The sequence below is a fragment of the Rhizobium sp. X9 genome (genome assembly GCF_018873185.1).
GTDB lineage: Bacteria > Pseudomonadota > Alphaproteobacteria > Rhizobiales > Rhizobiaceae > Agrobacterium > Agrobacterium oryzihabitans.
This window is the reverse complement of record NZ_CP071312.1, coordinates 1,015,215-1,041,494: the sequence shown is the minus strand read 5'-3', so window position 1 is coordinate 1,041,494 and position 26,280 is coordinate 1,015,215. Positions and strand designations below refer to the sequence as shown.

General features: G+C 59.3%; 24 protein-coding genes. 13 read left to right on the top strand and 11 right to left on the bottom strand.

All coding sequences use genetic code 11. The features are described from left to right. Positions 1–4: 4 nt before the first annotated feature. The 8 genes from JZY08_RS19680 (at position 5) to JZY08_RS19645 (ending at position 6,875) form a co-directional block, all read left to right on the top strand. Entirely contained in the window at positions 5–940 is a 936-nt protein-coding gene (locus tag JZY08_RS19680) for a 2-hydroxyacid dehydrogenase (RefSeq protein WP_216333280.1), read from the top strand. A gap of 182 nt (positions 941–1,122) precedes the next feature. After that, the gene (locus JZY08_RS19675; protein ID WP_082185270.1) at positions 1,123–1,911 is read left to right on the top strand and encodes an SDR family oxidoreductase; all 789 of its coding nucleotides are present in this window, start codon (positions 1,123–1,125) and stop codon (positions 1,909–1,911) included. After that, entirely contained in the window at positions 1,908–2,615 is a 708-nt protein-coding gene (locus JZY08_RS19670; protein ID WP_003497839.1) for an amino acid ABC transporter permease, read from the top strand. Before JZY08_RS19675 ends, JZY08_RS19670 begins: the two co-directional genes overlap by 4 nt. Continuing rightward, positions 2,612–3,373: an amino acid ABC transporter permease gene (locus JZY08_RS19665; protein ID WP_216333278.1), complete on the top strand. Its 762-nt coding sequence runs from the start codon at positions 2,612–2,614 to the stop codon at positions 3,371–3,373. Before JZY08_RS19670 ends, JZY08_RS19665 begins: the two co-directional genes overlap by 4 nt. Then, entirely contained in the window at positions 3,370–4,137 is a 768-nt protein-coding gene (locus JZY08_RS19660) for an amino acid ABC transporter ATP-binding protein (protein WP_216333277.1), read from the top strand. The genes JZY08_RS19665 and JZY08_RS19660 overlap by 4 nt, the downstream gene beginning before the upstream one ends. Before the next feature lie 33 nt (positions 4,138–4,170). After that, the gene (locus tag JZY08_RS19655; protein ID WP_082185272.1) at positions 4,171–5,007 is read left to right on the top strand and encodes an ABC transporter substrate-binding protein; all 837 of its coding nucleotides are present in this window, start codon (positions 4,171–4,173) and stop codon (positions 5,005–5,007) included. Between the two features lie 93 nt (positions 5,008–5,100). Continuing rightward, positions 5,101–5,775, top strand: coding sequence for a 4-carboxy-4-hydroxy-2-oxoadipate aldolase/oxaloacetate decarboxylase (locus JZY08_RS19650; protein ID WP_003497832.1), 675 nt, complete (start codon positions 5,101–5,103; stop codon positions 5,773–5,775). A gap of 68 nt (positions 5,776–5,843) precedes the next feature. Then, entirely contained in the window at positions 5,844–6,875 is a 1,032-nt protein-coding gene (locus JZY08_RS19645) for an L-idonate 5-dehydrogenase (RefSeq protein ID WP_216333275.1), read from the top strand. Between the two features lie 68 nt (positions 6,876–6,943). On the opposite strand, the gene ctlX is transcribed toward JZY08_RS19645, so the two are convergent. Together ctlX and JZY08_RS19635 are read right to left on the bottom strand one after the other, a co-directional pair. Continuing rightward, positions 6,944–7,867 (bottom strand): citrulline utilization hydrolase CtlX, encoded by a 924-nt coding sequence (gene ctlX, locus JZY08_RS19640; protein ID WP_216333273.1) that lies wholly within the window; start codon positions 7,865–7,867, stop codon positions 6,944–6,946. Positions 7,868–7,878: 11 nt separating this feature from the next. Beyond that, positions 7,879–8,928 (bottom strand): ornithine cyclodeaminase, encoded by a 1,050-nt coding sequence (locus tag JZY08_RS19635; protein WP_216333271.1) that lies wholly within the window; start codon positions 8,926–8,928, stop codon positions 7,879–7,881. A gap of 133 nt (positions 8,929–9,061) precedes the next feature. Between JZY08_RS19635 and JZY08_RS19630 the strand changes: the two genes are divergently transcribed. Beyond that, positions 9,062–9,499 carry an Lrp/AsnC family transcriptional regulator gene (locus JZY08_RS19630; RefSeq protein ID WP_003497825.1) on the top strand — a complete coding sequence of 146 codons (438 nt, stop codon included), beginning with the start codon at positions 9,062–9,064 and terminating at the stop codon, positions 9,497–9,499. Positions 9,500–9,501: 2 nt separating this feature from the next. On the opposite strand, the gene JZY08_RS19625 is transcribed toward JZY08_RS19630, so the two are convergent. Further along, positions 9,502–10,500, bottom strand: coding sequence for a helix-turn-helix domain-containing GNAT family N-acetyltransferase (locus JZY08_RS19625; RefSeq protein WP_035243264.1), 999 nt, complete (start codon positions 10,498–10,500; stop codon positions 9,502–9,504). A 178-nt stretch (positions 10,501–10,678) separates the two neighbouring features. On the opposite strand from JZY08_RS19625, the gene JZY08_RS19620 reads away from it, so the two are divergent. After that, positions 10,679–11,023: a hypothetical protein gene (locus JZY08_RS19620; RefSeq protein ID WP_216333269.1), complete on the top strand. Its 345-nt coding sequence runs from the start codon at positions 10,679–10,681 to the stop codon at positions 11,021–11,023. 69 nt (positions 11,024–11,092) lie between these two features. On the opposite strand, the gene JZY08_RS19615 is transcribed toward JZY08_RS19620, so the two are convergent. From JZY08_RS19615 to JZY08_RS19585, 7 genes are all read right to left on the bottom strand, one after another. Beyond that, positions 11,093–12,241, bottom strand: coding sequence for an alpha-hydroxy acid oxidase (locus JZY08_RS19615; protein WP_082185276.1), 1,149 nt, complete (start codon positions 12,239–12,241; stop codon positions 11,093–11,095). A 136-nt stretch (positions 12,242–12,377) separates the two neighbouring features. Continuing rightward, positions 12,378–13,388, bottom strand: a complete 1,011-nt coding sequence (locus JZY08_RS19610) for a 2-hydroxyacid dehydrogenase (protein WP_216333267.1) — start codon at positions 13,386–13,388, stop codon at positions 12,378–12,380. A gap of 60 nt (positions 13,389–13,448) precedes the next feature. Further along, complete coding sequence (gene abc-f / locus JZY08_RS19605; RefSeq protein ID WP_216333265.1) at positions 13,449–15,071, bottom strand: ribosomal protection-like ABC-F family protein; 1,623 nt, start codon at positions 15,069–15,071, stop codon at positions 13,449–13,451. A 158-nt stretch (positions 15,072–15,229) separates the two neighbouring features. Beyond that, positions 15,230–16,468, bottom strand: coding sequence for a TadE/TadG family type IV pilus assembly protein (locus tag JZY08_RS19600; RefSeq protein WP_216333263.1), 1,239 nt, complete (start codon positions 16,466–16,468; stop codon positions 15,230–15,232). Positions 16,469–16,637: 169 nt separating this feature from the next. Continuing rightward, a complete protein-coding gene (locus JZY08_RS19595; RefSeq protein WP_216333261.1) occupies positions 16,638–17,516 on the bottom strand; it encodes a transglutaminase family protein in 879 nt (292 codons plus the stop codon). 4 nt (positions 17,517–17,520) lie between these two features. Further along, entirely contained in the window at positions 17,521–19,926 is a 2,406-nt protein-coding gene (locus JZY08_RS19590; RefSeq protein WP_216333259.1) for a circularly permuted type 2 ATP-grasp protein, read from the bottom strand. A 1-nt stretch (position 19,927) separates the two neighbouring features. Continuing rightward, positions 19,928–23,254, bottom strand: coding sequence for a DUF2126 domain-containing protein (locus tag JZY08_RS19585; RefSeq protein WP_216333257.1), 3,327 nt, complete (start codon positions 23,252–23,254; stop codon positions 19,928–19,930). Positions 23,255–23,326: 72 nt separating this feature from the next. Between JZY08_RS19585 and JZY08_RS19580 the strand changes: the two genes are divergently transcribed. Both JZY08_RS19580 and JZY08_RS19575 read left to right on the top strand, forming a co-directional pair. After that, a complete protein-coding gene (locus JZY08_RS19580; RefSeq protein WP_137067609.1) occupies positions 23,327–23,563 on the top strand; it encodes a hypothetical protein in 237 nt (78 codons plus the stop codon). Beyond that, a complete protein-coding gene (locus JZY08_RS19575; RefSeq protein WP_216333256.1) occupies positions 23,548–25,356 on the top strand; it encodes an ABC transporter ATP-binding protein/permease in 1,809 nt (602 codons plus the stop codon). Before JZY08_RS19580 ends, JZY08_RS19575 begins: the two co-directional genes overlap by 16 nt. Positions 25,357–25,360: 4 nt before the next feature. Here JZY08_RS19575 and JZY08_RS19570 read toward each other — a convergent pair whose 3' ends face one another. Next, a complete protein-coding gene (locus JZY08_RS19570) occupies positions 25,361–25,555 on the bottom strand; it encodes a hypothetical protein (RefSeq protein ID WP_164056821.1) in 195 nt (64 codons plus the stop codon). A 173-nt stretch (positions 25,556–25,728) separates the two neighbouring features. Between JZY08_RS19570 and JZY08_RS19565 the strand changes: the two genes are divergently transcribed. Beyond that, positions 25,729–26,118, top strand: coding sequence for an acyl-CoA thioesterase (locus JZY08_RS19565; RefSeq protein ID WP_035242922.1), 390 nt, complete (start codon positions 25,729–25,731; stop codon positions 26,116–26,118). Positions 26,119–26,280: the final 162 nt, after the last annotated feature.

Genomic DNA, 26,280 nt, shown 5'->3' with positions numbered 1-26,280 from the left:
GCGCATGAAGCCTGATCTTCTGCAAACCTACCCTCTTCAGCCGCAGATCGAGGCCGAGCTGCAAAAACGCTTCCGGGTCCACCGCTGGCATGAAATATCCGACAAGCAGGCGTTTCTGCAGGCAGAGGCGGCTTCGATAAAGGCTGTGGTCACCGGCGGCCATATCGGCGTCAACCCCGAGCTTGCCGCCTGTCTCCCCGCTCTCGAAATCGTCGCCATCAACGGTGTCGGCTTCGACAAGGTCGATCTTGATCAGGCCCGGGCGCGCGGTTTCAGGGTAACCAACACGCCGGATGTGCTGACGGAAGACGTGGCCGATTTGGCCATCGGCCTTTCCATCATGCTGCTGCGTCAGCTTGTGCGTGCCGATCACCATGTCCGCTCCGGAGAGTGGAAAAAAGGGGAGCTGCCGCTCGGCAACAAGGCGTCGCGGCGGCGCTACGGCATTTATGGCCTTGGCCGCATAGGCCGCGCCATCGCTACACGGCTGGAAGCCTTCAATGCGGAAATCTCCTATTTCAGCCGGCAAAAACGGGACGTGGCCTATAACTATCATCCGACGCCGGTTTTGCTCGCCAGTGCCTGCGATGTCCTGATCGTTGCGGCGGCGGCAACGCCAGAGACGAAACACGCGATCAACCGCGAGGTGCTGGAAGCTCTTGGCCCCGACGGGGTTCTCGTCAATATCGCCAGAGGCTCCCTCGTGGATGAAAAGGCGTTGGTGGATATTCTGTCATCCGGGGGGCTGAAGGGCGCGGCACTCGATGTGTTTGAGAACGAACCCCATGTTCCCGAGGAACTGATCGGTATGCGCAATGTCGTGTTGGCTCCCCATATCGGTGCCGCGACCCATGAGACGCGGCTTCAAATGGGTGCTCTGGTTCTTGCCAATCTGGATGCGCATTTCGCGGGGAATGACTTGCCGACGCCGGTTGTCTAGAAGGTTCTCCTAGACCGTGGGGTTCGCGCGCGAGGCGCGTATCTCCAGAGGCTGGGCTGTCGCATCGGCGAAAGCGATGTTGTCTCACTCATCCATACAAGTTGCTTATTACTCCAAAAAAAATCGGTCTTAGGCAAGCGGTGAAAGCTTCACTAATGTTTGGTCAACGATAGGGGACAAACATGCCATTCTCAGACTACAAGACCGCACTCGTTACCGGCGCATCTTCCGGAATTGGCGCAGCCGTTGTTGAGCGGCTTTGCCGCGAGGGGCTGGAAGTTCATGCGGTTGCCAGAAGCGCTGACGCTCTCAACCAGCTGGCGAAGCGCACGGGCTGCTTCGTCCATACCATAGATGTGACGGATCGGCCGGCGCTTGCAAAACTCACCAGCGAAGTCGCATTCGATGTCCTCGTGAACAATGCCGGCGTCGATCGCCCGAAAAAGTTTCTGGAAGCGGATGAGGGCGATATCGATCTTCTGATCGACGTCAACCTCCGCGCCGTCCTTCATCTCTGCCGCATGGTGGTGCCTGGCATGGTGGCGCGCGATCGCGGCCATGTCATCAATATCTCATCCATCGCCGGCAATTATAATTTCGGGGGCAACTCGACCTATCACGCCAGCAAGGCGGGCGTGGCGATGTTGTCCAACCAGTTGCGTCTCGATGCTTTCGGCAGGCGCGTGCGGGTGACGGAAATCTGCCCCGGTCGTGTGGCAACCGACATCTTCAATCATGTTCATGGCGACGATCCGAGCATTCGCGAGCGTTTCATCGATGGTTTCGAACTGCCGCAGGCGTCCGATATCGCCGATGCGATCGCATTCGCCATCGCCGCACCCGTTTCCATGAATATCGGCCATATGGAAATTACCCCGACGCTGCAGGTCATGGGCGGGCTGCAGACAGCCAAGCCCCAGACTGTGGGATATCCGGCAGCGACGGGCGGATCTGGAGGTAAAGTCGCGTGAGCGGTTTTGACCTCTGGGCAATTCTGAGCAATGCGGACTACGTCTCGATGCTTTTGCATGGCATCCAGATGACGTTCATCATCTATGCCGGCTCCTGGCTGCTCGCCATGTCACTGGCGGTCGTTCTGCTTGCCATTCGCCTGTCACCCTTCCGGTTCGGCGATCCGCTTGTGGCGGCCTATGTTTCCTATCACCGCAACGTTCCGACACTCGTGCAGCTCATGCTCTGGTATTTCGGTATCTTCACGCTGCTGCCAAGCGGACTGGGGAACTGGTTGTCCAGCCACAATGCGGAATCGATCTTCGCCATCATCGGCCTTGGCCTCTGTCAGGCGGCCTATTTCAGCGAGGATCTGCGCTCGGGCGTGCGTTCCATCAATCCCGGCCAGATGGAAGCGGCGCGCGCGCTTGGTCACAGCTATGTTTCGGCGATGCGTTTCGTCATCATGCCGCAGGGCGTTCGCAACGCGCTGCCGCCGCTGATCAATCACAGCACCTCGCTGTTCAAGAACAGCAGTCTCGGCGTTCTGATCGGCGCGCCCGAGCTTACCCATGCCGTCAAGGAAGTCGAAAATCTGAGTTTCCGGACGTTTGAGGTCTATCTGGTCGCCACCGTGCTTTATTTGTTCTTCTCGCTGCTGATCATGGGTCTCGGAGCCTATATCTCCATGCGTGCCGATCCTCTGCGGAGGGCCCGGGCATGATCCACGACATGATCGCAATCATCCAGGACTACTGGCTGCTCCTCTTGATCGGCCAATATCCCAACGGGCCGCTCGGCGGCCTTGCCAACACGCTCATCCTTTCGGCGCTCAGCATCGCGCTTGCCTTTCCCGTCAGCATTCTGATGGCGCTTGCGCGGCTGTCCAAATGGCGGCTGCTGCGCTGGCCGGTCACTGCCATCGTTTATTTCACGCGTGGCGTGCCGCTGCTGATGCTCATTCTCTGGAGCTACTTTCTCGTTCCGCTCTGGACCGGGGCCGATGTGCCGAGCTTCGTCACCATGCTGGCAACGCTCGTCGTATATCAGGGCGCCTTCATGAGTGAGGTCGTCCGCGCCGGCATCGTATCGCTGGGGGCGGGGCAGATGGATGCGGCGCGTGCACTGGGGCACGGATATTTCAGCGCGATGCGCTATATCATCCTGCCGCAGGCGCTTTATAATATGATCCCGAGCCTGATCTCGACCTTCGTGTCCACCATCAAGGACACGACCCTCGGCTACGTCATCAATGTGCCGGACCTGACATTTGCGGCAAACCAGGTGAACAACCAGCTCCTGACCCAGCCCTTCCAGGTCTTCCTCATTCTGGCGCTTGTTTATTACATCATCTGCTGGTCGCTGACCCATGTCGCCAATCGTCTCGAGCGGCGTATCGCCCGCCGGCGGGCCGGCCCGCGCGGCAAGCTCGCCGCCGACACGGCACCGGCCCCCGCCAATATTGTTACGGAGCAGCTATGACCGCGTCAGTTTCCGCCACTCAGGACGCCTACACCATCACGCTTTCGCAGGTCTGCAAAAGCTATGGCGATTATCAGGTGCTCAAGGATGTCAACGAAAACGTCACCCGTGGCGAAGTCGTGGTCATCTGCGGGCCATCGGGTTCCGGCAAGTCCACCCTCATCCGCACGATCAACCGGCTGGAAGAGATCAGCAGCGGCTCGATCATGCTGGATGGCAAGAACATCCATGCCCAGATGCGCGCCAGGGAACTGAACGCGCTGCGCAGCCGGGTGGGTTTCGTCTTCCAGAGTTTCAACCTCTTCCCGCATCTTTCGGTGGTGGAGAATGTCTCGATGTCGCCGATCCGGGTGAAGGGTGTTTCCCCGACGATCGCACATGAAAAGGCGTTGAAGCTTCTCGATCGTGTCGGGCTTGCCGACAAGGCCAGCTCCTATCCCGCTCAGCTTTCCGGCGGCCAGCAGCAGCGCGTCGCCATTGCGCGGGCGCTTGCCATGGAGCCGCCGGTCATGCTGTTCGATGAACCGACCTCCGCTCTCGACCCGGAAATGGTCGGAGAGGTGCTCGCCGTCATGAAGAGCCTTGCTGCCGAAGGCATGACCATGCTCTGCGTGACGCATGAAATGGGCTTTGCCCGTGAAGTGGCCGACCGCATCTGGTTCATCGATGCCGGCCGCATCCTCGAAACGGCGAAACCCGAAGAGTTTTTCAAAAATCCGCAACATCCCCGTGCCCAGCGGTTCCTCGCCGATCTGAGACACTAGGACCTATCCTCTATAATAACAGGGAGAACTGAAATGAACTGGAAGTCCATCACTCTTACCGCCGCATTGGCGACCTCCGCCGCGGTCCTGCCGGCCAAGGCCGACCAGCTCGACACGATCATTGCGAACAAGACGCTGCGTTGCGCGACATTCGCAGACGTGCCGCCCTTTGCCTCGCCGGATCCGAAGACGCGCGAAATGGCCGGCTTCGACGTCGATCTGTGCGGCGCCATCGCCAAGGAACTCGGCGTCAAGGCCGAGATCAAGCCCGTTTCCGTTGAAGCGCGCGTTCCCGAAGTCAAGCTCGGCCGCGTCGATCTCTCGGTTGCCAATCTCGCTTACACCCAGAGCCGCGCTGAACAGATCCAGTTCAGCGACCCCTACTATCTGGCAAAGGAAATGCTGATTGTTCCGGTTGACGACCCCGGCACCAAGAAGTCCGACTTCGTCGGCCAGCGTATCGCGTCCAGCAAGGGTTCCACTTCGGAAATGTCCGTCAAGCTCAACAAGTCCGAGCCGCTGACATTCCAGGATACGGCCTCCGCTTACCTCGCCGTCCAGCAGGGCAAGGCGCGCGGCATCGTTGGCAACACCATGACGATGACCAAGTTCGTCAACGAATCCAAGACCAAGGGCAAGCAGATGCGGATGATCGAAGAGCCGATGCTCTTCCAGCCCATCGGCATCGGCATGGCCAAAGACAATCCGGCGCTGACCGCAAAGATCAACGAAATCCTTCGCAAGCTCGATGCGGATGGCGAAATCAACCGTATCTGGGACAAGTGGCTTGGCCCGAACACCGAATACAAGATGACACGCACCGACAAGGTCGTGCCTCTTTCCGAACTGAAGTTCGATCCGATCCCCTGAGCCCCGGCTCAGCTTCGGCCATCATACCAGCAATTCAAACCATCATCGGTCGGCGAGACGTTCTCGCCGACAGTTTCAACGTGGGAGGTTTTCATGATCCACATTAAAGATATCGCGCAGCGTCCGGACCAGGCGGATGTCGACGCCCTTGCCAAATTCTCTCCCGCCACGATCCATGAGGCGCAGGGACGTCGCGGCGCATTGTCCTCGCGGCTGAAGCCCGTCGATTATCGCATGAAGCTGTGCGGCCCGGCCTTCACCGTCAAATGCGCGCCGCGCGACAACATCATGCTGCAGCTTGCCATCAACTACGCCAAGCCGGGCGACATCATCGTCGTTTCCGCCGGTGAATATGAAGAAGCCGGTTCGTTCGGCGACGTTCTCGCCAATGCTTGCCTCGCAAAAGGCATCGGCGGCCTGGTGACCGACACCGGCGTGCGCGACACGCTGCAGCTCAGGGACCTCGGCTTCCCTGTCTTCTCGCTCAGCGTCTGTATCAAGGGCACGGTCAAGGAAACCATTGCCGCGGTCAATGATCAGGTCATCGTTGGCGGCGAAATCATCAATCCGGGCGATATCATCGTCGGTGACGCCGATGGGCTGGTTGTCGTGAGACGCGAGGAAGCACAGGAAGCGGCAAAGCTTTCGCAGGCCCGCGAAGATGCCGAAGCCGGTTACATCGAAGCCTACAAGCAGGGCAAATCTGTGATCGAGGTCAGCAAGCTCGAGGCGGTGCTGAAAGCCAAGGGCCTCGTGGTCGATATCTGAGACAGATCCAAAGACAATAGGCTTCGGCGGCAATTGCCGCCAAGCCCGCCTTTATGGGAGGAGCGAATATGAAAGCGGTTGTCATCCACGCAGCCAAGGACCTGCGGATCGAGGAACGGCAGGCGGAACAGCCCGGCCCGGGACAGGTCGATGTGGCGATCGAGGCAGGTGGCATCTGCGGCTCCGATCTGCATTATTACAATCACGGCGGCTTCGGCACCGTGCGGGTGCGCGAACCGATGATCCTCGGCCATGAGGTGGCCGGCACCATCAAGGCTCTGGGGGAGGGCGTTTCCCATCTGGCCGTTGGCGACCGCGTCGCCGTATCGCCAAGCCGGCCCTGTAACCATTGCGAATTCTGCCTGAAGGGCCAGCAGAACCAGTGCCTGAACATGCGTTTTTATGGCTCCGCCATGCCCATGCCGCATATTCAGGGCGCGTTCCGCCAGCGCCTCATCGCCGAGGCATACCAGTGCCACAAGGTGCGCGATGGCATCTCCATCCATGAAGCGGCCATGGCCGAGCCCTTCGCGGTCACGCTGCACGGTGTCAACCGCGCCGGCGCATTGACCGACAAGCGGGTCCTGGTCACCGGATGCGGGCCGATCGGCGCGCTGGCGATCATCGCTGCCCGTGCCCATGGAGCCAGGGAAATCGTTGCGACCGACGTCATGGATGCGGTACTGCAAAAGGCGCTCGCCGTTGGTGCCGACCGGGTCATCAATGTCGCCAACGACCCCGACGTGCTTTCCGCCTATTCGGCAAACAAGGGCTATTTTGACGTCCAGTTCGAAGCTTCCGGAAACGAAAGGGCTGTGCGTTCGGGTCTCGAAGCGCTGAAACCGCGCTCTACCGTGGTTCAACTCGGTCTCGGCGGCGATGTTTCCATTCCGCAGAATATGGTGGTCGCCAAGGAAATCGAGATGAAAGGCACTTTCCGTTTCCACGAGGAATTCGGACTTGCCGTCGATTTCATCAACCAGCGCCGGGTCGACCTGAAGCCGCTGCTGACCGGAACCTTCCCGTTGGAAGAGGCGGTCGCGGCTTTCGAAACTGCTGGCGATAGAAGCAAATCGATGAAGGTCCAGCTGGCCTTCTGATCGAGGCTGGGCAACATGGCGGTATAAAAATGCAAGCGCAGAGATTCCTGCGCTTGCATTCCGATTTCTCATCGTGGTGTCAGGTGAATACCGGAAAGCGTACAGCGCACCGAACCGCCGGCCTTTTCAATGGTTGGTATATCCAGCGCCACTGGAACCGCGCTTTCGCGGATTGCGGCTATCTGATCTGCCGTCAGCGAGGCGTATGCGGTGGTTGAGAGCGCAAGGATGCGGCCATCGCGGCCCTGCAACTCGAGCGCATTGCCGGCGAAGCTGCGGATCTGAGCGTTGCTGAGACCGATGACCCGCCGCCCCGAACGTTCAAGCCGGGTAACGATTTCCGTGCGACGGTTCTCATCGGCGATCATGTCGAGACCGATCATCGCGTAATCCGTGCCGATGCACATGAGGACATTGGTGTGATAGACCGGCACGCCCGCCTCGTCACGAGCATCGAACACCATCGGTTCGAAGTTGAAATGGGTCGAGAATCGTTCGAGCGCAATCGGATCGGTGCGGTCGGAGCGCACGGCGTAAGCGACACGGTCGATGTGATCGAGCACCATGGCGCCTGTGCCTTCTAGGAAAAGGCCGTCGGGCTCAAGGCCGGAATAATCGATGATGTCCTGAACGCGGTAGCGGCTCTTCAGCATCTCGATGACATCCTGACGCCGCTCAAGCCTGCGGCTTTCGGCCTTCATCGGATAGATGGCGACATGGCCGCCCGCATGGGTGGAAAACCAGTTGTTGGGAAAGACCGAGTCGGGCGTCCGCGTGCTTTCGTCCTCGAAGAGGTGCACTGCTACGCCATGGCTTTCCAGCATTTGAGCGGCGCGGGTGATTTCACGATGGGCAATCGCGCTGAAGTCTTCGCCGCTTGCCGGTGTCGCCTGAAAGCGGTTGTCGGCTGCTGTCTCGGTATTAACCGTGAAATGGTGCGGCCGCACCATGACGACGGCGGCCGGAGCCTGAATGGAATAGGTTTTTTTCATCGTTTTAATCCTCAGTTCCGGGCGCGTTGCAGCATGCCGAAGAGGTCGCGTGGGTCATCGGGATCGGCGATGATGTCGATCTCCTGATAGAAGCTGGAGCCCTCAAGTTTTCCGCGCACGTAACGCAGCGCGGAAAAGTCCTCAATGGCGAAACCCACGCTGTCGAACAGGGTGATCTGGCGCGCGTCTCGCCGGCCTTCGGCTTCGCCAAGGATCACTTTCCAAAGCTCGGTCACCGGATAATCCGGGTCCATCTGCTGGATTTCGCCGTCGATGCGTGTCTGCGGGGGGTATTCGACGAAGGTATCGGCGCGCAGCAGAATATCCCTGTGCAGTTCCGTCTTGCCGGGGCAATCGCCACCGATGGCGTTAATGTGTACACCAGCGCCGACCATATTGTCGGGCAGGATCGTCGCATATTGCTTGTCTGCGGTGCAGGTGGTGATGATGTCGGCGCCCTCGATCGCGGTCTGGGCCGATTTGCACGGTGTCACGTTCAGGCCGCTCCCCCTCAGGTTCGCGGCCGTCTTTTCAGTGGCGCGGGGATCGATATCGTAAAGGCGTACTTCCTCGATGCCGATCACCGCCTTCATTGCCAGCGCCTGGAATTCCGCCTGCGCTCCGTTGCCGATCATCGCCATCACCCGGGTGCCCTTCGGCGCCAGATGCCGGGCGGCCATTGCCGAGGTGGCGGCGGTGCGCAGCGCCGTCAGCAGGGTCATCTCCGTCAAAAGTACCGGATAACCGGTGGAGACGGATGCAAGCAGGCCAAAGGCGGTGACTGTCTGAAGCCCATCGGCCATGTTTTTCGGATGGCCGTTTACATATTTGAAGCCGTAGATTTCGCCGTCGGACGTCGGCATCAGCTCGATGACGCCTTCTCGCGAATGGGAGGCGACGCGCGGGGTCTTGTCGAAGCACTGCCAACGGCGAAAATCAGCCTCTATGGCATCGGTAAGCTCGACGAGCATCTGCTCGATGCCGATATGATGCACGAGGCGCATCATGTTCTCGACACTGACGAAAGGGATCAGGGCTTTTGCGGACGGGGACAGGGGCATCTGGGCAACTCCTCACTTGCTGGAGCGAGGATATCCATTGTGCCTGTTCAACCGAAATCGCAGAAGCTTGTTGTTTCTGAAACTATTTTGAACAATATGTTCAGTCCAGTTGTCAATTCTGTCAGATATTCAAATGAGCATCGCAAAATACATACCTGATGAGCTCGACCGGCAAATCATTGCCCATCTGCGGGTCGACGGCCGCGCTTCGCTGGCCAAGCTCTCGGATGTGCTGGGTGTGGCGCGCGGAACGGTTCAAAACAGGCTGGACCGCTTGACGGAAACCGGCACGCTGCTTGGTTTCACCGTGCGGGTGCGCGAGGATTATGATGACCGGGCGGTACATGCGGTCATGATGATAGAGGTAATGGGCAAATCCACCACGCAGGTCATCCGCAAGCTGCGTGGCATCGCAGAGATTTCCTCGCTGCACACCACCAACGGCAATTGGGACCTTGTGGCAAACATCCGCGCCGGAAGCCTCTCGGATTTCGATCGCGTGCTGCGCGAGGTCCGCATGATAGACGGCGTCTCAAACAGCGAAACCAGCCTTTTGCTCAGCAGCGTCTGAGCTCAGCCGCGCGGGGCGGGCATGCCGTTGAGTTGCCTGACAAAACGCTGCTCCAGAACCTCGCTTCCCCATTGGCTGCCCGGATGTTCTTCGACACATGCGAAACCATGGGCCTCGTAAAGATGCCGTGCGGCCAAAAGGCCGTTGAACGTCCATAGATGGGTCTCATGAAAGGCATTTTCATCCGCAAAGGCGAGCGCGGTTGCCAGCAGCCTGCGCCCGACACCGCCGCCGCGCACGCCGTCATCGACGATGAACCAGCGCAGATGCGCCACACCCGGCCCCAGATCCTCGCCGTCGATTGCGACGGAGCCGATGATCTCCTGTCCCCGCATTGCGACCCAGATTGCATTTTTCGGGTTTTCCAGCCGGTTGCAAAAGGAGGCGAGGCCTTCAGCCACAACGGATTCGAAGCGTTGGCCGAAGCCCGATGTCCGGGCATAATAAAGCGCGTGCATCTGGGTGATGCGGGCAATGAGGCCTGGTCTATAGCCTTCGACGATATCGATGGTGGGAGCCGCCTTGTCGCTCCGGCCTCCCAGCGCATCGGCGTAAAGGCGAAGTCCTTCGAGGATCGTATGGCCGTCCGCCCGCGTGAGCCGCGTCAGCGCGCTCGACACCTGCCTGTTTGCAAAGCTGTGAATGGCGCCGGCCCGTTCCTGCCCTTGTCCGGAGAGATGCAGCCGCTTGATACGACTATCTTCATCGTCCGTCTCTTCCCGGACGTCGCCGGACAGAACGAGTTTGCGAAGCATGCGGCTGACGCTGGATTTCTCAAGCCGAAGCAGCTTGCCGAGATCACGCGCCGTGATGCCCGGGCATGCGTCGATTTCGATCAGGGCATGCACCGCAGAGGGCGGCAAGTCGGTGCCAGCGAAGTCTCCGCCCATAAAACCGAGCTCGCGGACAAGCCGACGCGAGGTGGAGCGGATGTCGTTTATGGTGAAGGATTGTTGAGACACGTTAAATCCATTATGGTTGCATGATGCAACGATAATCATGATTTGCGTGGCCTGCCAAGATGAAAGCCGTTCAAAATGCTGGATTTCCCTGCGAAAGCGGGCAATCTTCAATCCAGCAATTCGCAAGTGGCGTGTTGAAGCCGCTGCCGTCGGTGGAAACCCCTTCACCCGGTTTCTTGCAGGTTCGCATAGTTGATTATCCGGCTATGGAGAAGCCATGCCCGATACACCGCGATTTTTCCGCTATGCCGTTTTAGCCGCGATGTTTCCCGTCGCCGCCCTTGGGGTATTGGGAACACCGAACGAATATCGCGCCATCGGCATCGATGCCGTTGATTGCGACGGGCCAATCTCCGTTCTGATAGCCGCCGTGCCGGCGCTCGCGGCCTATGCCACTGTCGGATGGTTGTTTGTTTTCGACACCAAGCGCCATCGTTCATTGATGGCGGGTGGTGTCTGTGGGCTGATCTGTCTGGCGCTTGTCTGGAGTATCGGGGCTGCGCTTCTGGAGCATCGGCGAAACACGATTGAAATGGCATGTGATGCCAGTGGCCGGCTGTGATTGTCTTCCGGCTCGCCGATAGAGACGCGGGATTTCGGTTGAAAGCTCCGTTCAGTTTTTCCAGTCGCCTTAGTCGCGAAAACGAAGGTTCCGGCGTGTCAGCTGGTCGACGGTGGTGCAGCCCATAAGCTTCATATCGCGCTCGATTTCGATGCGCATCAGTTCGAGAGCCCGCTCCACACCGGGCTGTCCGGCGGCAGCGAGCGGAAAAAGGTAATAGCGGCCGAGCCCAACCGCTTTCGCGCCCAGTGACAGTGCTTTGAGCACATGGGTTCCGCGCTGCACGCCGCCATCCATCATGACATCGATCCGGTCACCGACCGCATCGACAATCTCGGCAAGCTGGTCGAAGGCGCTGCGCGAACCATCGAGCTGGCGGCCGCCATGATTGGAGAGCACGATGCCGCTGCAGCCGATCTCGACCGCGCGTCTTGCGTCATCGACGGACATAATCCCCTTCAGGCAGAAGGGCCCGCCCCATTCGCGCACCATCTGCGCCACATCGTCCCAGTTCATGGAAGGGTCGAGCATCTCAGTGAAATAGCGGCTGATGGAAAGCGCGCCACCATCCATTTTGATGTGGCCGTCAAGCTGCGGCAGGCTGAAGCGCTCATGCGTGAGGTAATTAATCCCCCATGCCGGTTTCATGGCGAATTGCGCGATGCCGGAAAGATTGAGCTTGAAGGGAATGGCAAAGCCGGTGCGCTTGTCCCGCTCGCGGTTTCCACCCGTGATGCTGTCTACCGTCAGCATCATCGTCTGCACGCCGGCAGTCTTGGCGCGCGCCATCATATCGCGGTTGAGGCCGCGATCCTTGTGGAAATAGAACTGATAGACCTGCGGCCCGCCGCTGATGCGGCGCGCTTCCTCGAGGCTGGTGGTGCCAAGCGAGGAGACGCCGAACATGGTGCCATATTTTCCCGCCGCTGCCGCAACCGCCCGCTCGCCCTGGTGGTGGAAGAGGCGCTGCAACGCCGTCGGGGAACAATAGACCGGCATTGCCAGCTTCTGCCCCATGACGGTGACAGACATGTCCACATCCGCCACGCCTCGCAACACGTCGGGAACGAGATCGCAATTCTCGAAAGCGGCCGTGTTTCGTCGATACGTCACCTCGTCATCGGCAGCGCCATCAATGTAGTTGAAGATCGGTCCGGGAAGACGCTGTTTCGCCATGCGGCGAAAATCGTGAAAATTATAGCAGTCCTTGAGTTGCATCTGTTACCCGACCGGTCCGGTGTGAAAACGTATCAAAAGATCGCCCGAAACCTATACCGGAGATCTGGGACGGGCAATTGCATTGCGGACGATTTCAGTACCCTGTTGAAAGGCTTTTTGCCGGCCGTAGCGGAGATCAGGCAGGGCCTGCCAGCTGCCGGGTGGAAACGACGTGCAGGGCTTTGCCGGTGTCGAAAAAGCTCTGCACATTGCCGATCGTGGTGTCTGCAATGTTCTTGAGCGCTTCGTGCGTGAAAAACCCCTGATGGCCGGTGACCAGAACATTCGGGAAAGTCAGCAATCGCGCAAAGACGTCATCGCGCAGCACATCGTTGGAAAGATCTTCGAAAAAGAGGTCTGCCTCCTCCTCATAGACATCGATGCCGAGACTGCCGATCGTGCCATCCTTCAGACCTGCAATCGCCGCGCGTGTGTCGATGATAGCCCCGCGGCTGGTGTTGACGAGCATGACGCCCTTCTTCAGGAGCGGCAACGTATCCCGGCGGATCAGGTGACGGGTCTCAGGCGTGAGCGGGCACATCAGCGCGAGAACGTCCGATGTACGGAACAATTCCTCCCGGGTGACATAGACCATGCCAAGGGCTTCGCAATCTGGATTTGGGTAAGGATCATGGCCGATGATACGGCAGCCGAAACCGGCAGCAATGCGTGCGAAAATCGCGCCGATCTTTCCGGTACCAACGATGCCCACCGTCTTGCCGTGAAGATCGAAACCAAGCAGGCCATCCAGGGCGAAGTTGCCTTCGCGCACCCGGTTATAGGCGCGGTGAATCTTGCGGTTGAGCGCCAGTATGAGCGCCATCGTGTGTTCGGCGACCGCATGGGGCGAATAGGCAGGTACGCGCGCAATGGTCAGGCCCAGCTTTTCGGCAGCCGCGATATCGACCTGATTGAAGCCGGCGCAGCGCAGCGCAACGAGCCGCACGCCCATCTCCACCAGTTTTTCCAGCACGGGCCGCGACAGATCATCGTTGACGAAGGCGCAGATCGCGACAGCGCCCTTGGCCAGTGCCACCGTTTCAAGAGACAGCCGCGCTTCGCAATATTGCATCCGCATGCCGGACCCTGCAGCCGCGTCAAGGAACTGCCTGTCATAGGGTTTGGCGCTATAGACGACGATCCGCATCTGCTTCTCCGGTATAGAGTACGAAAGTTGCCGTAGCGGGCCTATGCGTACGGCTTCCGGTTAGCTGCGCAGGCCCGGCGCTTCCTGTCCGGTGCTTTCCACATATTCCGTGTATCCGCCGCCATATTGGTGGATTCCGTCCGGTGTCAGTTCCAGCACCCGGTTTGAAAGCGCGGCCAGGAAATGGCGATCGTGGGAAACGAACAGCATCGTGCCTTCATATTGCGACAGGGCCTTGATCAGCATTTCCTTGGTGTCGAGGTCGAGATGGTTCGTCGGCTCGTCCAGCACGAGGAAATTCGGTGGGTCGAACAGCATGGCGGCCATGACGAGACGGGCTTTTTCACCGCCGGAGAGAACGCGGCAGCGTTTTTCCACGTCGTCGCCGGAAAAGCCGAAACAGCCGGCAAGGGCGCGCAGCGGTGCCTGGCCCGCTTTCGGAAAGCGTTCTTCCAGCCATTCGAGAATGGTGCTGTCGCCATCCAGAACATCCATGGCGTGCTGGGCGAAATAACCGAGCTTGACGCTGGCGCCGAGCGTGACATTGCCGGAATCCGGCTCTGTTGTGCCGGTCACCAGTTTCAGCAATGTCGATTTTCCGGCACCGTTGACGCCCATGATGCACCAGCGTTCCTTGCGCCGTACCATGAAGTCCAGTTCGCCGTAGATCGTGCGGCTGCCATAGGCCTTGTTCACTTTTTTCAGCGCGACGACATCCTCGCCCGATCTGGGCGCAGGTGCGAATTCGAAAGCGACCGTCTGACGCCGGCGTGGGGGTTCGACGCGGTCGATCTTGTCGAGTTTCTTCACGCGGCTTTGCACCTGCGCGGCGTGCGAGGCGCGCGCCTTGAAGCGCTCGATGAATTTGATTTCCTTGGCAAGCATGGCCTGCTGGCGTTCGAACTGCGCCTGCTGCTGTTTTTCGTTCTGCGCCCGCTGCTGTTCGTAAAAGCCGTAATCGCCGGAATAGGTGGTGAGGCTGCCGCCGTCGATCTCGATGATCTTGGTCACGATGCGGTTCATGAATTCGCGGTCGTGCGAGGTCATCAAAAGCGCGCCGTCGTAGTTCTTCAGAAAATCCTCGAGCCAGATCAGGCTTTCGAGATCGAGATGGTTCGAGGGTTCGTCGAGCAGCATCACGTCCGGTCGCATCAGAAGAATGCGGGCGAGCGCCACGCGCATTTTCCAGCCGCCGGAAAGTTTGCCGACATCGCCGTCCATCATCTCCTGGCTGAAGCTCAGACCGTCCAGAACCTCGCGGGCACGGCCTTCGAGCGCATATCCGTCCAGCTCCTCATACCGCGCCTGCACTTCGCCGTAACGTTCGATGATGGCGTCCATCTCGTCCATCCGGTCGGGATCGGACATGGCGGCTTCCAGTTGCCTGAGCTCGGCCGCCACTTCGCTGACCGGGCCGGCGCCTTCCATGACTTCGGCCACGGCTGAGCGGCCGGACATTTCGCCGACATCCTGATTGAAGTAGCCGATCGTCATGCCCTTTTCGGCGACGACCTGTCCCTCATCGGGCTGTTCCTCTCCGGTGATCATCCGGAACAGCGTGGTCTTGCCAGCGCCGTTCGGGCCGACAAGGCCAATCTTCTCGCCGCGATTGAGTGCGGCGGAGGCCTCGATGTAAAGAATGCGGTGACTGTTCGACTTGCTGATATTTTCGATGCGGATCATGACGGGGCCTGTGAATGGGAGCGCCCTCCTATGCCACGGGCCGCCGCCGCTGTCACCTGCCGCTCACGACTTGCCAGCCATGCAGCCGGACAGAATCTCCAGGAAGCATCGCTCCTTGCAAACGACGCCGTCTCAAGGCCCCGCTCGCCGAATTTTCATCAGTTGGTCAGCGTGGCAATGCTGCCGGCAGCCTTGCGCGCGATTTCGCCAAAAGCGGTGACGATCTGCTGCATGTTTTCGGGCGCGTAATAATTGTCGAGGTTTGAGGCGCAATATTGCAGCAGGGACTTGCCCTTGTCGGGCGCCATGAAGGCCACGCTAAAAATCTTGATGCCGTCCTTCTTGGCCGTATCGCAGGTATTACGTACGGCCTGGTCGATGCCGGAGTTCCACGCGGCGCTATACCCCGTCATTTCGCCATCCGTCATCAGAACGATGTAGCGTTCGAAGGATTCGTTTTTCTGTTTTTTATGAGCGGTGGCTTCCGTTGTATTCACCTTTTTGAGCGCGTTGTAAGCGGCGTTCAGGCCGCTCGTCGCGTCCGTGCCGCCAGTAGGGAATTCTGGAATTTGTTTGTCGACATAGCTGACGACGCCGCTCGTCCCCCAGTTAAGGGCCTGAGCAGCATAGCTCTCATGTGTATAGACAGAGGCACCTGTTCGGACCAGTTCGGAGCCGCCGCTCGCCGTATAAGTCGGATCGGCCTTGTTCAGAGTGGCAACGAGAAAGCCTATCGCAGTTTTTAGCGAAGTGGCCTTGTTAACGTAGCAGGGCGACGTGTTCTTAAGATTGGGATAGCTACCCCAGTTATCGGACGTGTAGTTCTGGCACGACGTTTTTTTGGTGTCGACGGTATCGGTCTTGAAGGACATCGAACCCGAGCGGTCCAGCACCAGATACATGGAAATCGGCGCGCCCTTGTTGACCGTGCTCTTTGCGGTCCCGGTTGCCGAAACTTCGAGTGTTTTTACCCCGATTAACCCAAGCAGAGGATTGAGCTGTATCTCGCGGTTGATCGTGGTCTCGATTGTGTAAGTCTTGCCACGGGTATCTTCCGTCGTACCGATATTGATTGGCGAATTCTTCTCGATTGCCTTCTTCTCTTCCTCGGTCAGGTTCTTTTCCAGCTGGCTGGCGATGAAAGCCTTGGCGATCTCCTTGATTTGTTCGTCGGTCAGTGCGCCTTCCTTCAAACGAGCCTCGGTCGCCGCCGCAAGGGCTGCTGAATCTGCCGTATTCTGCAAATCCGCTTTCACCTGCATCACATTTGCAAGTTCCAAGCCAGCGCCGGCAAAGCCAAGCAACACCGGTAGCAATACTGCCGTCATGATGCCGAAATTGCCGTTGGTATCGGCAAGGAAACGGCGCTTCAGTTTTTGATAGGCGGAGGCGGTCATGATGGGGCTCACGGATTAGAATATACGACTGAGCGCAGGAAACCCGCAAACGATGTAAAATCCGCTAACGTGATGGGTTCAATTTTATGCGGCGCTCAAATTGGCGCAGTTTTTGAAGTATTTTTAAGAATTAATTCCAGCAAATTTCGAAACAATACACCTTGCATCATTACTGGACGGGGATGACGTCGACGGCCTGTTTTATCTGCTGGTTGCCATAGCTCTTCAATACCCCGATCACCGGTGCGACGTCGGAATAGTCCCGGCCATAACCGACGACGATATGGTCGCTGCCGGCGACGATATCATTAGTGGGGTCGAGTTCCAGATAGCCCGCCGCCTCGCCGCACCAGACGCGAACCCAGGCATGCATTGCATCGGCCCCTTCCAGACGTTCCTTGCCCGGCGGGGGAATGGTGCGCAGGAAGCCGCTGACATAACCGGCGGGAATGCCGAGGCTGCGCAGCGCCATGATCATGATATGCGAGAAATCCTGACAAACGCCGCGTTTCAGCTTGAAGGCTTCCGATGGCGTCGTATCCACGGTCGTTGCCTCGCCATCATAGGTAAAGTCCTTGTGGATGCGTTTGCACATGGCGAGCGCGATTTCGCGAATGGTCATTCGCGGTTTCAGCAGCTCCCGCGCATAGGCTGCGATTGCCGCATCCATCCCTATTCTCGGGCTGGCGCCGATGAAATGGTGCGGCGACTGGAAATCGAGCGACCAGACATCGGCAAGATCTTGCGGCAACCGTGAAAGCTCCGGTGAAAAATCGGCCGTCAGGGCCGCCGCCTCGACCATCACGCGCGCCTGCATGCGGATATCCAGCTTCTCATGCGGCGCGCGCAGATGCACGGAGGTGGCCGATTGATGGAAGAAGTCGTCGAAAACGACGCGTTCTTCCGGCACAGGAGAAACATCGAGAGATCCGGCGACAAGCCGCTGCCGGCCGGGGATGGACAAAGGCAGGACACGGATGATGTGCCGCGCACCATGGGCCGGTGTGTCGTAGGTGTAACCCATATGCAGGGAGAGATCGTAAAGCATCGGGTTATCCGAGATAGGTCTGGGCAAGAACATCGGACAGGTGTTCCATGTCCGTTTCGAGCTGGCGATAGATCGCGCCATTCATGTTTTCCGGCGTCATGACCGCAAGGCCGGAATGCAGCCGCATCGCCTCGCGGTAAAAAGGCGACATCTGCCCGTTTACAAAGGCGTTCGGAAGCTGTTCCACCTCGGTGCGGATTTCGTTCAGCTGAAACAGGATGGACCGTGGATTGAGCGGATCGAGCGCCAGAAGATCGGTGACGGTCAGTCCCGCCGTGCTGACATTGTAGCGGCGGCGATGGGTCATGACGCTGTCGCCGATTTCCAGCAGCATGTCATAGGATCCATCGGGCGCATCGGGCCCGGTCATATGGCCGAGCAGCCGCGTCATATGCAGGCCACGCTCGAGATAACGGCCGATCGACAGGAACCGCCAGCCGGTGAAACGATACATGTTTTCGTGCACGAGACCGGCAAAGCCCGCAAGCTTGCGCAACAGGATCGTCATGGCATGGGTCGCGTCGTCGCCAGGCGACACCTTTGCGTGGAACCGGCGGGCGGTCTTGGCAAGGTCGTTCAGCGCCAGCCATCCATCGGGTGAAAAGCGGTCGCGGATGTTGCTGGCGGAATAAACCGCGCTGTTGATGTTGTTCAGCAGGCTTTCCGGCACGGCATCGTTCATCTCCACGTCGAGCGCTTCCAGATAGCGCGTCACATGGGCAAGCAGGGGCTGGCGCGGATCGGCCGATTCGGCATAACGCCCGTGCCAGGCACGCAGGATGCGCAGCGCGCCTTCCGAGCGTTCGATATAGCGGCCGAGCCAGAAGAGATTGTCGGCGGCCCTGCTTGGCAGGCTGCCCGGCATGTTGCGGGTGAAGCTTTCTTCCGCAGGCAAAAGCGTGGTGCGTTCCACCGGCTTGTCGCTGACGATCCAGACATCCGCCGCACTGCCGCCCGATTGCATGGCGATGGCGGATACGTCGTTGCTGCTGCCGATCCGCGCAAAACCGCCCGGCATGATCTGCCAGCCATCCTGGGTGCGGGCGGCAAAAACGCGAAGGCTCATCGGGCGTGGCACGAGCTTGTTGTCGACATAGGCCGGCGTGGTGGAGAGTGTCACCACCTCCTGGCCGACCAGCCTGTGGCCGTCGGAGGCGAGCCAGTCGCTGATCGATTCCTTCGCCGTTTCGCGGAGCGACGAGCCGAGCACTGATTGGCCGTTGTCGTCGAAGAAGGGAAGCCGGGAATAGGCGGGGCCGATGACCATGCCTTCGATATTGCCGGCAACGTGGCGCCGTTCGGATTCCTGCCCGCACCACCAGGTCGCGATCGACGGCAGTTTCAGGTCTTCGCCAAGCAGGTGGCGGCAGACACGCGGCATGAAGGAAAGCAAGGCCCGCGTTTCGAGAATACCGCTGCCAAGCGCATTGACGATGGTGAGCGCCTCGTTGCGCAGCGCCTGCACCATGCCGGGCGTGCCGATATGGGATTGCTGGTTGAGTTCCAGCGGATCGGAGTAGGAAGCATCGAGACGCCGCCAGAGCACACCGATCGGTTTCAGCCCTGCCACGGTTCTGACCATGACCCTGCCGTTGACGACGGTCAGATCCTCACCCTCCAGCAGCATGAAGCCGAGATAACGGGCTATATAGGCGTGTTCGAAATAGGTTTCGTTGGCGGGTCCGGGCGTCAGCACCGCGATACGGTCATCGGGGTGTTTTCTGTGCGCCTGCAACGTATCGCGGAAAGCGCCAAAAAAAGAGGCGAGACGGTGCACATGGGTTTCCGCATAGATGTCGGACAGGGCACGCGTGGTCGCCACCCGGTTTTCGAGCGCGAAACCTGCGCCCGAAGGCGCCTGCGTCCTGTCGGCCAGCACCCACCAGTTTCCATCAGGTCCACGCCCGATTTCAAACGAGCAGAAATGAAGATAGTGGCCGCTTGCCGGTTTTACGCCGACCATCGGCCGCAGATATTCCGGATTGGAGGCGATCAGCGCCGGCGGTACGTAACCTTCCTTCACCAGCCGGTTTTCGCCGTAAAAATCAGCGACCATGGCTTCGAGAAGATTGGCGCGCTGTTTCAGCCCTTCGGAAAGAACTGCCCATTCCCTGTCATCGATCAGCACCGGAATATGGGAAATCGGCCAGTTTCTTTCGCTGCTGCCCTTGCCGTAATCGCGGTAGAACACGCCCGCATCGCGCAGATAGCGGTCGGTGCGGGCAAAGCGTTCATGCAGTTCGCGCTCAGACATGCGCGAGAGCGCACCGAGCAGGTTCTTCCAGACCGGCCTGACCTTGCCGTTGGTGTCGAGCATTTCATCGGCCACACCCGGCAAGGTGGAGTAGTCAAGCCCGCGCGGTGGCGCGCTCGTTTCCGTCTTGCGTTCCGTTGCCGGGGCTTTGGACAATTTAAACTCCGTATGGCCGGCGCAGATCGAGCGTCAGCGGAAATTCTGGCGACACGGTTTCCGCATGAAGCGGATATTGCCCTGCCGTATGTCCCCATGGTTCGAAACGGGCAAGGCGTCGTGCCTCGGCCTCGTTGCCGTTGACGGGAAACGTCTCGTAATTGCGCCCGCCCGGATGAGCAACATGGTAGATGCATCCGCCGATCGATCGCCTCGACCATGTATCATAAATGTCAAAGGTCAAGGGTGAATTGACGGGCAGCACGGGATGCAGGCCCGAGGAGGGCTGCCATGCCTTGAAGCGGACGCCGGCAACCGCAACGCTGTGGTTCTCCGTTGCGACGAGCGGAACCGCGCGTCCGTTGCAGGCCACAGTAAAGCGGGACGGGTTGGATGTTTCGAGGCGCACCTGCAGGCGCTCCACGGAGCTGTCCACAAAACGCACGGTTCCGCCGATTGCGCCCTGTTCACCCATCACGTGCCAGGGTTCCAGAGCCTGACGCAATTCCAGTTTCGCGCCCTCATATTCCACTTCGCCGAAGAAGGGGAAACGGAATTCCTGCTGTGCTGTGAACCATTCGGGCTTCAGGTCGAAGCCGTTTTCCCTGAGATCGGCAAGCACATCCAGAAAATCCGCCCAGATGTAATGCGGCAGCATGAAGCGATCGGCGAGCGCCGTGCCCCAGCGCACGAATTTACCACCGGCTGGGCTCTGCCAGAAGCGGGCAATGAGGGCGCGCACCAGCAATTGCTGGGCAAGCGACATGCGGGCATTCGGAGGCATTTCGAAGCCACGGAATTCCACAAGGCCGAGGCGGCCGGTCGGTCCGTCCGGCGAAAACAGCTTGTCGATGCAGATTTCGGCCCTGTGGGTATTACCCGTCACATCCGTCAGGAGATTGCGGAAGAGACGATCGACCAGCCAGGGCAGCGGCGGCACGCCCTCGCCGGGGGCAGGAACCTGCGAAAGCGCGATTTCCAGCTCGTAGAGACTGTCGTGACGGGCTTCGTCAATGCGTGGCGCCTGACTTGTCGGGCCGATGAACAGGCCGGAGAACAGATAGGAAAGGGACGGATGCCGCTGCCAGTGCAAAACGAGGCTTTTCAGAAGATCGGGCCGGCGCAGGAAGGGGCTGTCATTGGGGTTGGCGCCGCCCACCACCACATGGTTGCCGCCACCGGTGCCGGTATGGCGGCCATCGATCATGAACTTGTCTGCGCCGAGACGCGTCTGGCGCGCTTCATCATAGACTGCGGTCGTGATGTCGACGCAATCCTTCCAGCTGGAGGCGGGGTGGATATTGACCTCGATGACGCCGGGATCGGGCGCGACGCGAATGACATTGATGCGCTCATCATGCGGGGGCGCATAACCTTCGATGTGAACGGGCAATCCGAGATCGGCCGCCGCCGCTTCCGCCGCCGCGATCAGTTCGAGATAGTCCTCGATACGTTCGACAGGCGGCATGAAGACGCAGAGCCGGCCGTCGCGTGGTTCCACCGACATAGCGGTGCGCACCGCGCCGCCGATTTCTCCGAGTGTCTGTTCGATGCGCTCCTGGCTGGAGGCTTCATCGGCCTGGAAAGAAGCTTCCGGCATGGCGCGCCCGGAAGGTTTGAATATGTCGGGAAGCGGCCCTCGCGGGATCGAGGGATCAGCCTCGTGGATATAGGGATAGGCGGATGGCGGCACGTGGGGCAGGGTGCCGAGCGGCAGGCGGTAACCCACGGGGCTGTCGCCCGGAACGAGGAAAATCTTGCCGCGCCGTGTCTTCCATTTCTCGCTGACCCAGCGCTTGCCGTCCGCCTTGGCGTTCCACGCCTGAACCGGAAGAATATAACCCGTTGGCGTCGTCAGACCGCGCTCGAACACGCGGGCGATACGGTTTCGCTCTTCAGGGTCCTTCAGTTTGGAATTGGACGGATCGACATTGTCTGGAAGGCTGCCTTCCTTGATGATCCATTCGGCCGGGTCCTCGTAAGCCGGCAGCACCAGCTCCGGCTCAATGCCGAGATGGGTGGCGATGCCGCTGAGGAGCTTCTGCGCATCCTCGGCCTCGACGCCGGCATCCGCGCCTTCTTCGGCGATCAGCGCCGGGTCCTGCCAGATCGGCATTCCATCCTTTCGCCAATAGAGAGAAAAGGTCCAGCGCGGCAGGCTTTCGCCCGGATACCATTTTCCCTGTCCGTAATGCAGAAAACCGCCGGGGGCGAAACGTTCACGCAGGCGGCGGATCAAGGCGTCCGCCTTTTCGCGTTTCGTCGGCCCCACCGCCCCGGTGTTCCATTCCTCGGATTCGAAGTCGTCGATGGAAACGAAGGTCGGCTCGCCGCCCATGGTCAGCCTGACGTCGTGGGCGTTCAGAACCTGATCGACCTTTTCGCCGAGCGCGTTGAGGCTCTCCCAGCTTTCGTCTGAAAAGGGCTTGGTGATGCGCGGGGTTTCGGCAACGCGCCGGACCTGCATGTCGAAAGCGAATTCCGTGTTCGCCTCGCCGAAATAACCGCCGGAGATCGGCGCGGCGTTGCGATAATGCGGTGTGGCCGCCAAGGGAATATGGCTTTCGCCTGTGAGAAGCCCGGACGTGGGATCAAGGCCTATCCAGCCGGCGCCCGGCATATAGACCTCGGCCCAGGCGTGCAGATCGGTGAAATCCACTTCGGTGCCGGATGGACCGTCCAGTGCCTTGAGATCGGGGGTGAGCTGAATGAGGTATCCCGACACGAAACGCGCAGCAAGGCCGAGATGCCTCAATATCTGGACGAACAGCCAGCTGGTGTCGCGGCATGAACCCTTGCCGGAGGCCAGCGTTTCTTCCGGGGTCTGAACACCCGGCTCCATGCGGATGACGTAACCGATTTCCTGTTGCAGACGGGCGTTGAGACCAACGACCATATCCACCGTCGGCTGTCCGGGTGTGTGGTCCACGGTGGCCATGAAGGCGGAAAGCAGAGGGCCGGTCGGTTCCGGTTTCATGTAGATCGAGAGATCGTCCCGCAGTTCCTGCGGATAGTCGAACGGCCACTTGGTCGCCTCTTCCTCGACAAAGAAATCGAACGGGTTGTAAACCGTCATATCGGCGACAAGATCGACCTCGATCTTGAACTCCGTTGTCGGCTCGGGAAAAACGAACCGGGCGAGGTAGTTGCCGTATGGGTCCTGCTGCAGGTTCACAAAGTGGTTGGAGGGCGAAACCTTGAGCGAGTGGCTGATGACGCGGGTTCTGGAATGGGAGGCGGGCTTCAATCTTATGATCTGTGGTCCAAGGCGAACCGGATTGTCATATTTATAATGCGTCAGATGATAGATGCTCGCTTTGATCGCCATTAATCTGCCTTGCCCGGTTTTTCCGGTTTATGCGGTTTGTCCGCCCCTCTGAAATTATTCGGATTTTGTGCAATGCAGGAAAAGAAAGCAAGGATCATTTCCGGGGGCCATCGCATTGTTGGTAAAGGCCGCGATGTTTGCCTGCGCAGAGAATTGCCCGGGCTTTTCAACCGCCGCCACAGTGATTTCGACGGGATTGTAGACAAGGTCGAACGGCGTGTTATTGCTTGGCATCGCAAGGCGCAGGGTCGCGGCCCGCTTTCTTTGCCGACTGACGTTTCGGAATGGAATGAATGGCAACCACGGTGACCGACGATCAGCGCAAGAGCGCGGCTAACCTTTCGGGCTTCGACCTCGATTTTCCTGCGCAGCTGCGCATGATGGGTCGTGCCTTCTGGACGTCGCCGGTGCGCACCCGGTTGATAATGCTGTCGATCGCACTTCTGGCGGTGATATTGCTCACTGCCTATGGGCAGATCAGGCTTAATGAATGGAACGCCCCGTTTTACAACGCGCTGGAACGGCGCGATCTCGACGCCTTCCTCCACCAGCTGGAAGTCTTCGCCATCATTGCCGGGCTGCTGCTGCTTCTCAACGTCATCCAGACCTGGCTCAACCAGATGACGGCGCTGAACATGCGCGAGGGTCTTGCCAAGGACATGGTGGATCAATGGCTGAAGCCCGGGCGCGCTGCGCGTCTTGCCGGTTTCGGTACGATCGCGATCAACCCGGACCAGCGTCTCCATGATGATGTCCGCAACCTTGCGGAAAGCAGCACCGCGCTTTCCATCGGCCTCGTAAACGCAACGATCCTGCTCATCAGCTTTATCGGCGTTCTCTGGTCACTCTCGGCGGGTTTCTCCATCACCATCAATGGCGATCCGGTCGCAATCCCCGGATATATGGTTTGGGCGGCAATTCTTTACGCGGGTTCGGCATCGCTGCTCAGCAATCTCGTCGGTTACCGTCTGGTCGGGCTGAATGCGGAACGTTATTCAAAAGAGGCTGAACTGCGCTTTTCACTGATGCGCGCCAGCGAAAACCTGGCGGCGATCGCACTTGCGCGCGGTGAAAAAAACGAGCGGCGGCGGATCGGCGTCGATATCGACGCCGTACTCGGTGTGATCCGCGGATTGGCCATGGCGCTGACCCATCTGACGTGGGTGTCTTCCGGTTACGGCTGGCTTGCGGTTGTCGCGCCCATTCTGATCGCCGCACCGGTCTATTTTTCCGGCAACCTCACCTTCGGCGGGCTGATGATGGCTGTGGGGGCTTTCAACCAGGTCAATACTGCGCTTCGCTGGTATATCGACAATTTCGGGCCGATCGCCAGCTGGAAGGCGACGCTGCAGCGCGTTTCGGTGTTTCGTAACGCCCTGATCCAGATGGACAGCGTTGAACAGCATGGGCTGGCGATCGACCTGCAACGAAGCGCTGACAATGAAAAGATCCGGCTGCAGTCGGTGATTATCTGCCGCGATGCGGGCGGGCAGGATCTGGAGCGGAGTTTCCGGCTGCGCGAGGCCGACATTGCAATCGGGCCCGGTGATCGTCTCATGATCAATGGCGAGCAGGGCGTGAACCGGCGGCTGCTCTTTGCTGCGATGGCGGGCCTGTGGCCATGGGGGCAGGGCAGGATAGAAATGCCCGAACAATCCGATACGCTTTTCATCGCCCAGCACGGCTATCTGCCAACGGGCACGCTGCGCGAAATTCTCGCCTATCCGCGCGCGCCCCAGCGATTTGCGGAGGAAGATTATCTCGCGGCGCTCACCGCATGCGGGCTTGGCGACATGGCCTCCCGTCTCGATGAGAACATCCGCTGGGACAAGAGGCTGGATTCGGATGAGCAAGCGAGCATCAGGATCGCCAATGCCCTGTTGCTAAAACCGAAATTCATCGTCATCGACGACCTGCTGGAAGGGCTGGAAAAACAGACGCAGGATACGCTGGCCGAGGTTCTGCACGCTATTGAAGGTGTGGCGATTGTCTATATCGGAAGGTCCGAGACATTTCTGTCAGTTCTTTCGCCGGCTGTGGCCCATCTGGATCATACGCCTGCCAAGGAAAATCCAGCGAAGCCGGATAGTGCTTCGCATTAAGGGATCAGAGCCGCAGGTGCCATTTTTCCGAATCGAGCCGCTGCTGTTTGGCAAGGCTTATGGTGCCGTCCGGCCCGTCCTGCGAGCGCAGGGCAAGTGTCCCGGTCGCAAGGCTGATGGCGACGACGCCGGCGACCGCCAGGATGATGCGATCGTAGCGCTGCTGTATCGTGTTATTTCCACTCCAGTCATAGGCCATTCGCACGCCCTCGCGTTTTTTGGAATCGTGCCCCATCATGGTTAACCGAAGCTTACGATGGCTCTGTGATTCCTTGCTGTTTTGGAAGGGCTGCCGCGAAAAATCGGCTATTGGCTGAGGGCGCGCGGTTGTTTAAGTCCGGCGGCGGGAGGTTTGTGAAAGGATTTTGAGAGATGGACCAGCAACCGCCCGCAGATATGGAACTCACGCTCAGAACGCTTGCCATGCCGGCGGACGCCAATCCGGCCGGGGATATATTCGGCGGCTGGGTGATGTCGCAGATGGACCTTGCCGCTTTCGTGCGCGCCAATGATGTGGCGGGCGGGCGCACCGTCACCGTGGCGGTCCATGAAATCGTCTTCAAGAAACCGGTCAAGATCGGCGATACCTTGTGCGTCTACACCAGGATCGAAAAGGTCGGCCGCACCTCCGTCACGCTGAAGATCGAGGCCTGGACCCGCAGGCACTATCAGGACTCCCGGGATAAGGTCACGGAGGCCGTCTTCATCATGGTTGCGGTGGATGACAATGGCGAGCCGCGCGCCGTGCGTAAAGAGGCGTGAGGCGGGATCCGCAGTCACATTCAAAGCAGATACCGAAGCGCTCGTAATAAGCTGAAAGAGCAGAAAGCGCTTCGGATCCCGCAATCCGATACCCGTCCGTTAGATACTTTAGAAATATCCAATTTATTTAACAATTTTTGCGATCAAGGTATGGAGTAGGAC

Excerpts from the sequence above, each read along its gene's own strand:
- JZY08_RS19680 (WP_216333280.1), top strand. The coding sequence starts at position 5 with ATGAAGCCTGATCTTCTGCAAACCTACCCTCTTCAGCCGCAGATCGAG.
- JZY08_RS19675 (WP_082185270.1), top strand. The coding sequence starts at position 1,123 with ATGCCATTCTCAGACTACAAGACCGCACTCGTTACCGGCGCATCTTCC.
- JZY08_RS19665 (WP_216333278.1), top strand. The coding sequence starts at position 2,612 with ATGATCCACGACATGATCGCAATCATCCAGGACTACTGGCTGCTCCTC.
- JZY08_RS19660 (WP_216333277.1), top strand. The coding sequence starts at position 3,370 with ATGACCGCGTCAGTTTCCGCCACTCAGGACGCCTACACCATCACGCTT.
- JZY08_RS19655 (WP_082185272.1), top strand. The coding sequence starts at position 4,171 with ATGAACTGGAAGTCCATCACTCTTACCGCCGCATTGGCGACCTCCGCC.
- JZY08_RS19650 (WP_003497832.1), top strand. The coding sequence starts at position 5,101 with ATGATCCACATTAAAGATATCGCGCAGCGTCCGGACCAGGCGGATGTC.
- JZY08_RS19645 (WP_216333275.1), top strand. The coding sequence starts at position 5,844 with ATGAAAGCGGTTGTCATCCACGCAGCCAAGGACCTGCGGATCGAGGAA.
- ctlX (WP_216333273.1), bottom strand. The coding sequence starts at position 7,867 with ATGAAAAAAACCTATTCCATTCAGGCTCCGGCCGCCGTCGTCATGGTG.
- JZY08_RS19635 (WP_216333271.1), bottom strand. The coding sequence starts at position 8,928 with ATGCCCCTGTCCCCGTCCGCAAAAGCCCTGATCCCTTTCGTCAGTGTC.
- JZY08_RS19630 (WP_003497825.1), top strand. The coding sequence starts at position 9,062 with ATGAGCATCGCAAAATACATACCTGATGAGCTCGACCGGCAAATCATT.
- JZY08_RS19625 (WP_035243264.1), bottom strand. The coding sequence starts at position 10,500 with ATGATTATCGTTGCATCATGCAACCATAATGGATTTAACGTGTCTCAA.
- JZY08_RS19620 (WP_216333269.1), top strand. The coding sequence starts at position 10,679 with ATGCCCGATACACCGCGATTTTTCCGCTATGCCGTTTTAGCCGCGATG.
- JZY08_RS19615 (WP_082185276.1), bottom strand. The coding sequence starts at position 12,241 with ATGCAACTCAAGGACTGCTATAATTTTCACGATTTTCGCCGCATGGCG.
- JZY08_RS19610 (WP_216333267.1), bottom strand. The coding sequence starts at position 13,388 with ATGCGGATCGTCGTCTATAGCGCCAAACCCTATGACAGGCAGTTCCTT.
- abc-f (WP_216333265.1), bottom strand. The coding sequence starts at position 15,071 with ATGATCCGCATCGAAAATATCAGCAAGTCGAACAGTCACCGCATTCTT.
- JZY08_RS19600 (WP_216333263.1), bottom strand. The coding sequence starts at position 16,468 with ATGACCGCCTCCGCCTATCAAAAACTGAAGCGCCGTTTCCTTGCCGAT.
- JZY08_RS19595 (WP_216333261.1), bottom strand. The coding sequence starts at position 17,516 with ATGCTTTACGATCTCTCCCTGCATATGGGTTACACCTACGACACACCG.
- JZY08_RS19585 (WP_216333257.1), bottom strand. The coding sequence starts at position 23,254 with ATGGCGATCAAAGCGAGCATCTATCATCTGACGCATTATAAATATGAC.
- JZY08_RS19580 (WP_137067609.1), top strand. The coding sequence starts at position 23,327 with ATGCAGGAAAAGAAAGCAAGGATCATTTCCGGGGGCCATCGCATTGTT.
- JZY08_RS19575 (WP_216333256.1), top strand. The coding sequence starts at position 23,548 with ATGGCAACCACGGTGACCGACGATCAGCGCAAGAGCGCGGCTAACCTT.
- JZY08_RS19570 (WP_164056821.1), bottom strand. The coding sequence starts at position 25,555 with ATGGCCTATGACTGGAGTGGAAATAACACGATACAGCAGCGCTACGAT.
- JZY08_RS19565 (WP_035242922.1), top strand. The coding sequence starts at position 25,729 with ATGGACCAGCAACCGCCCGCAGATATGGAACTCACGCTCAGAACGCTT.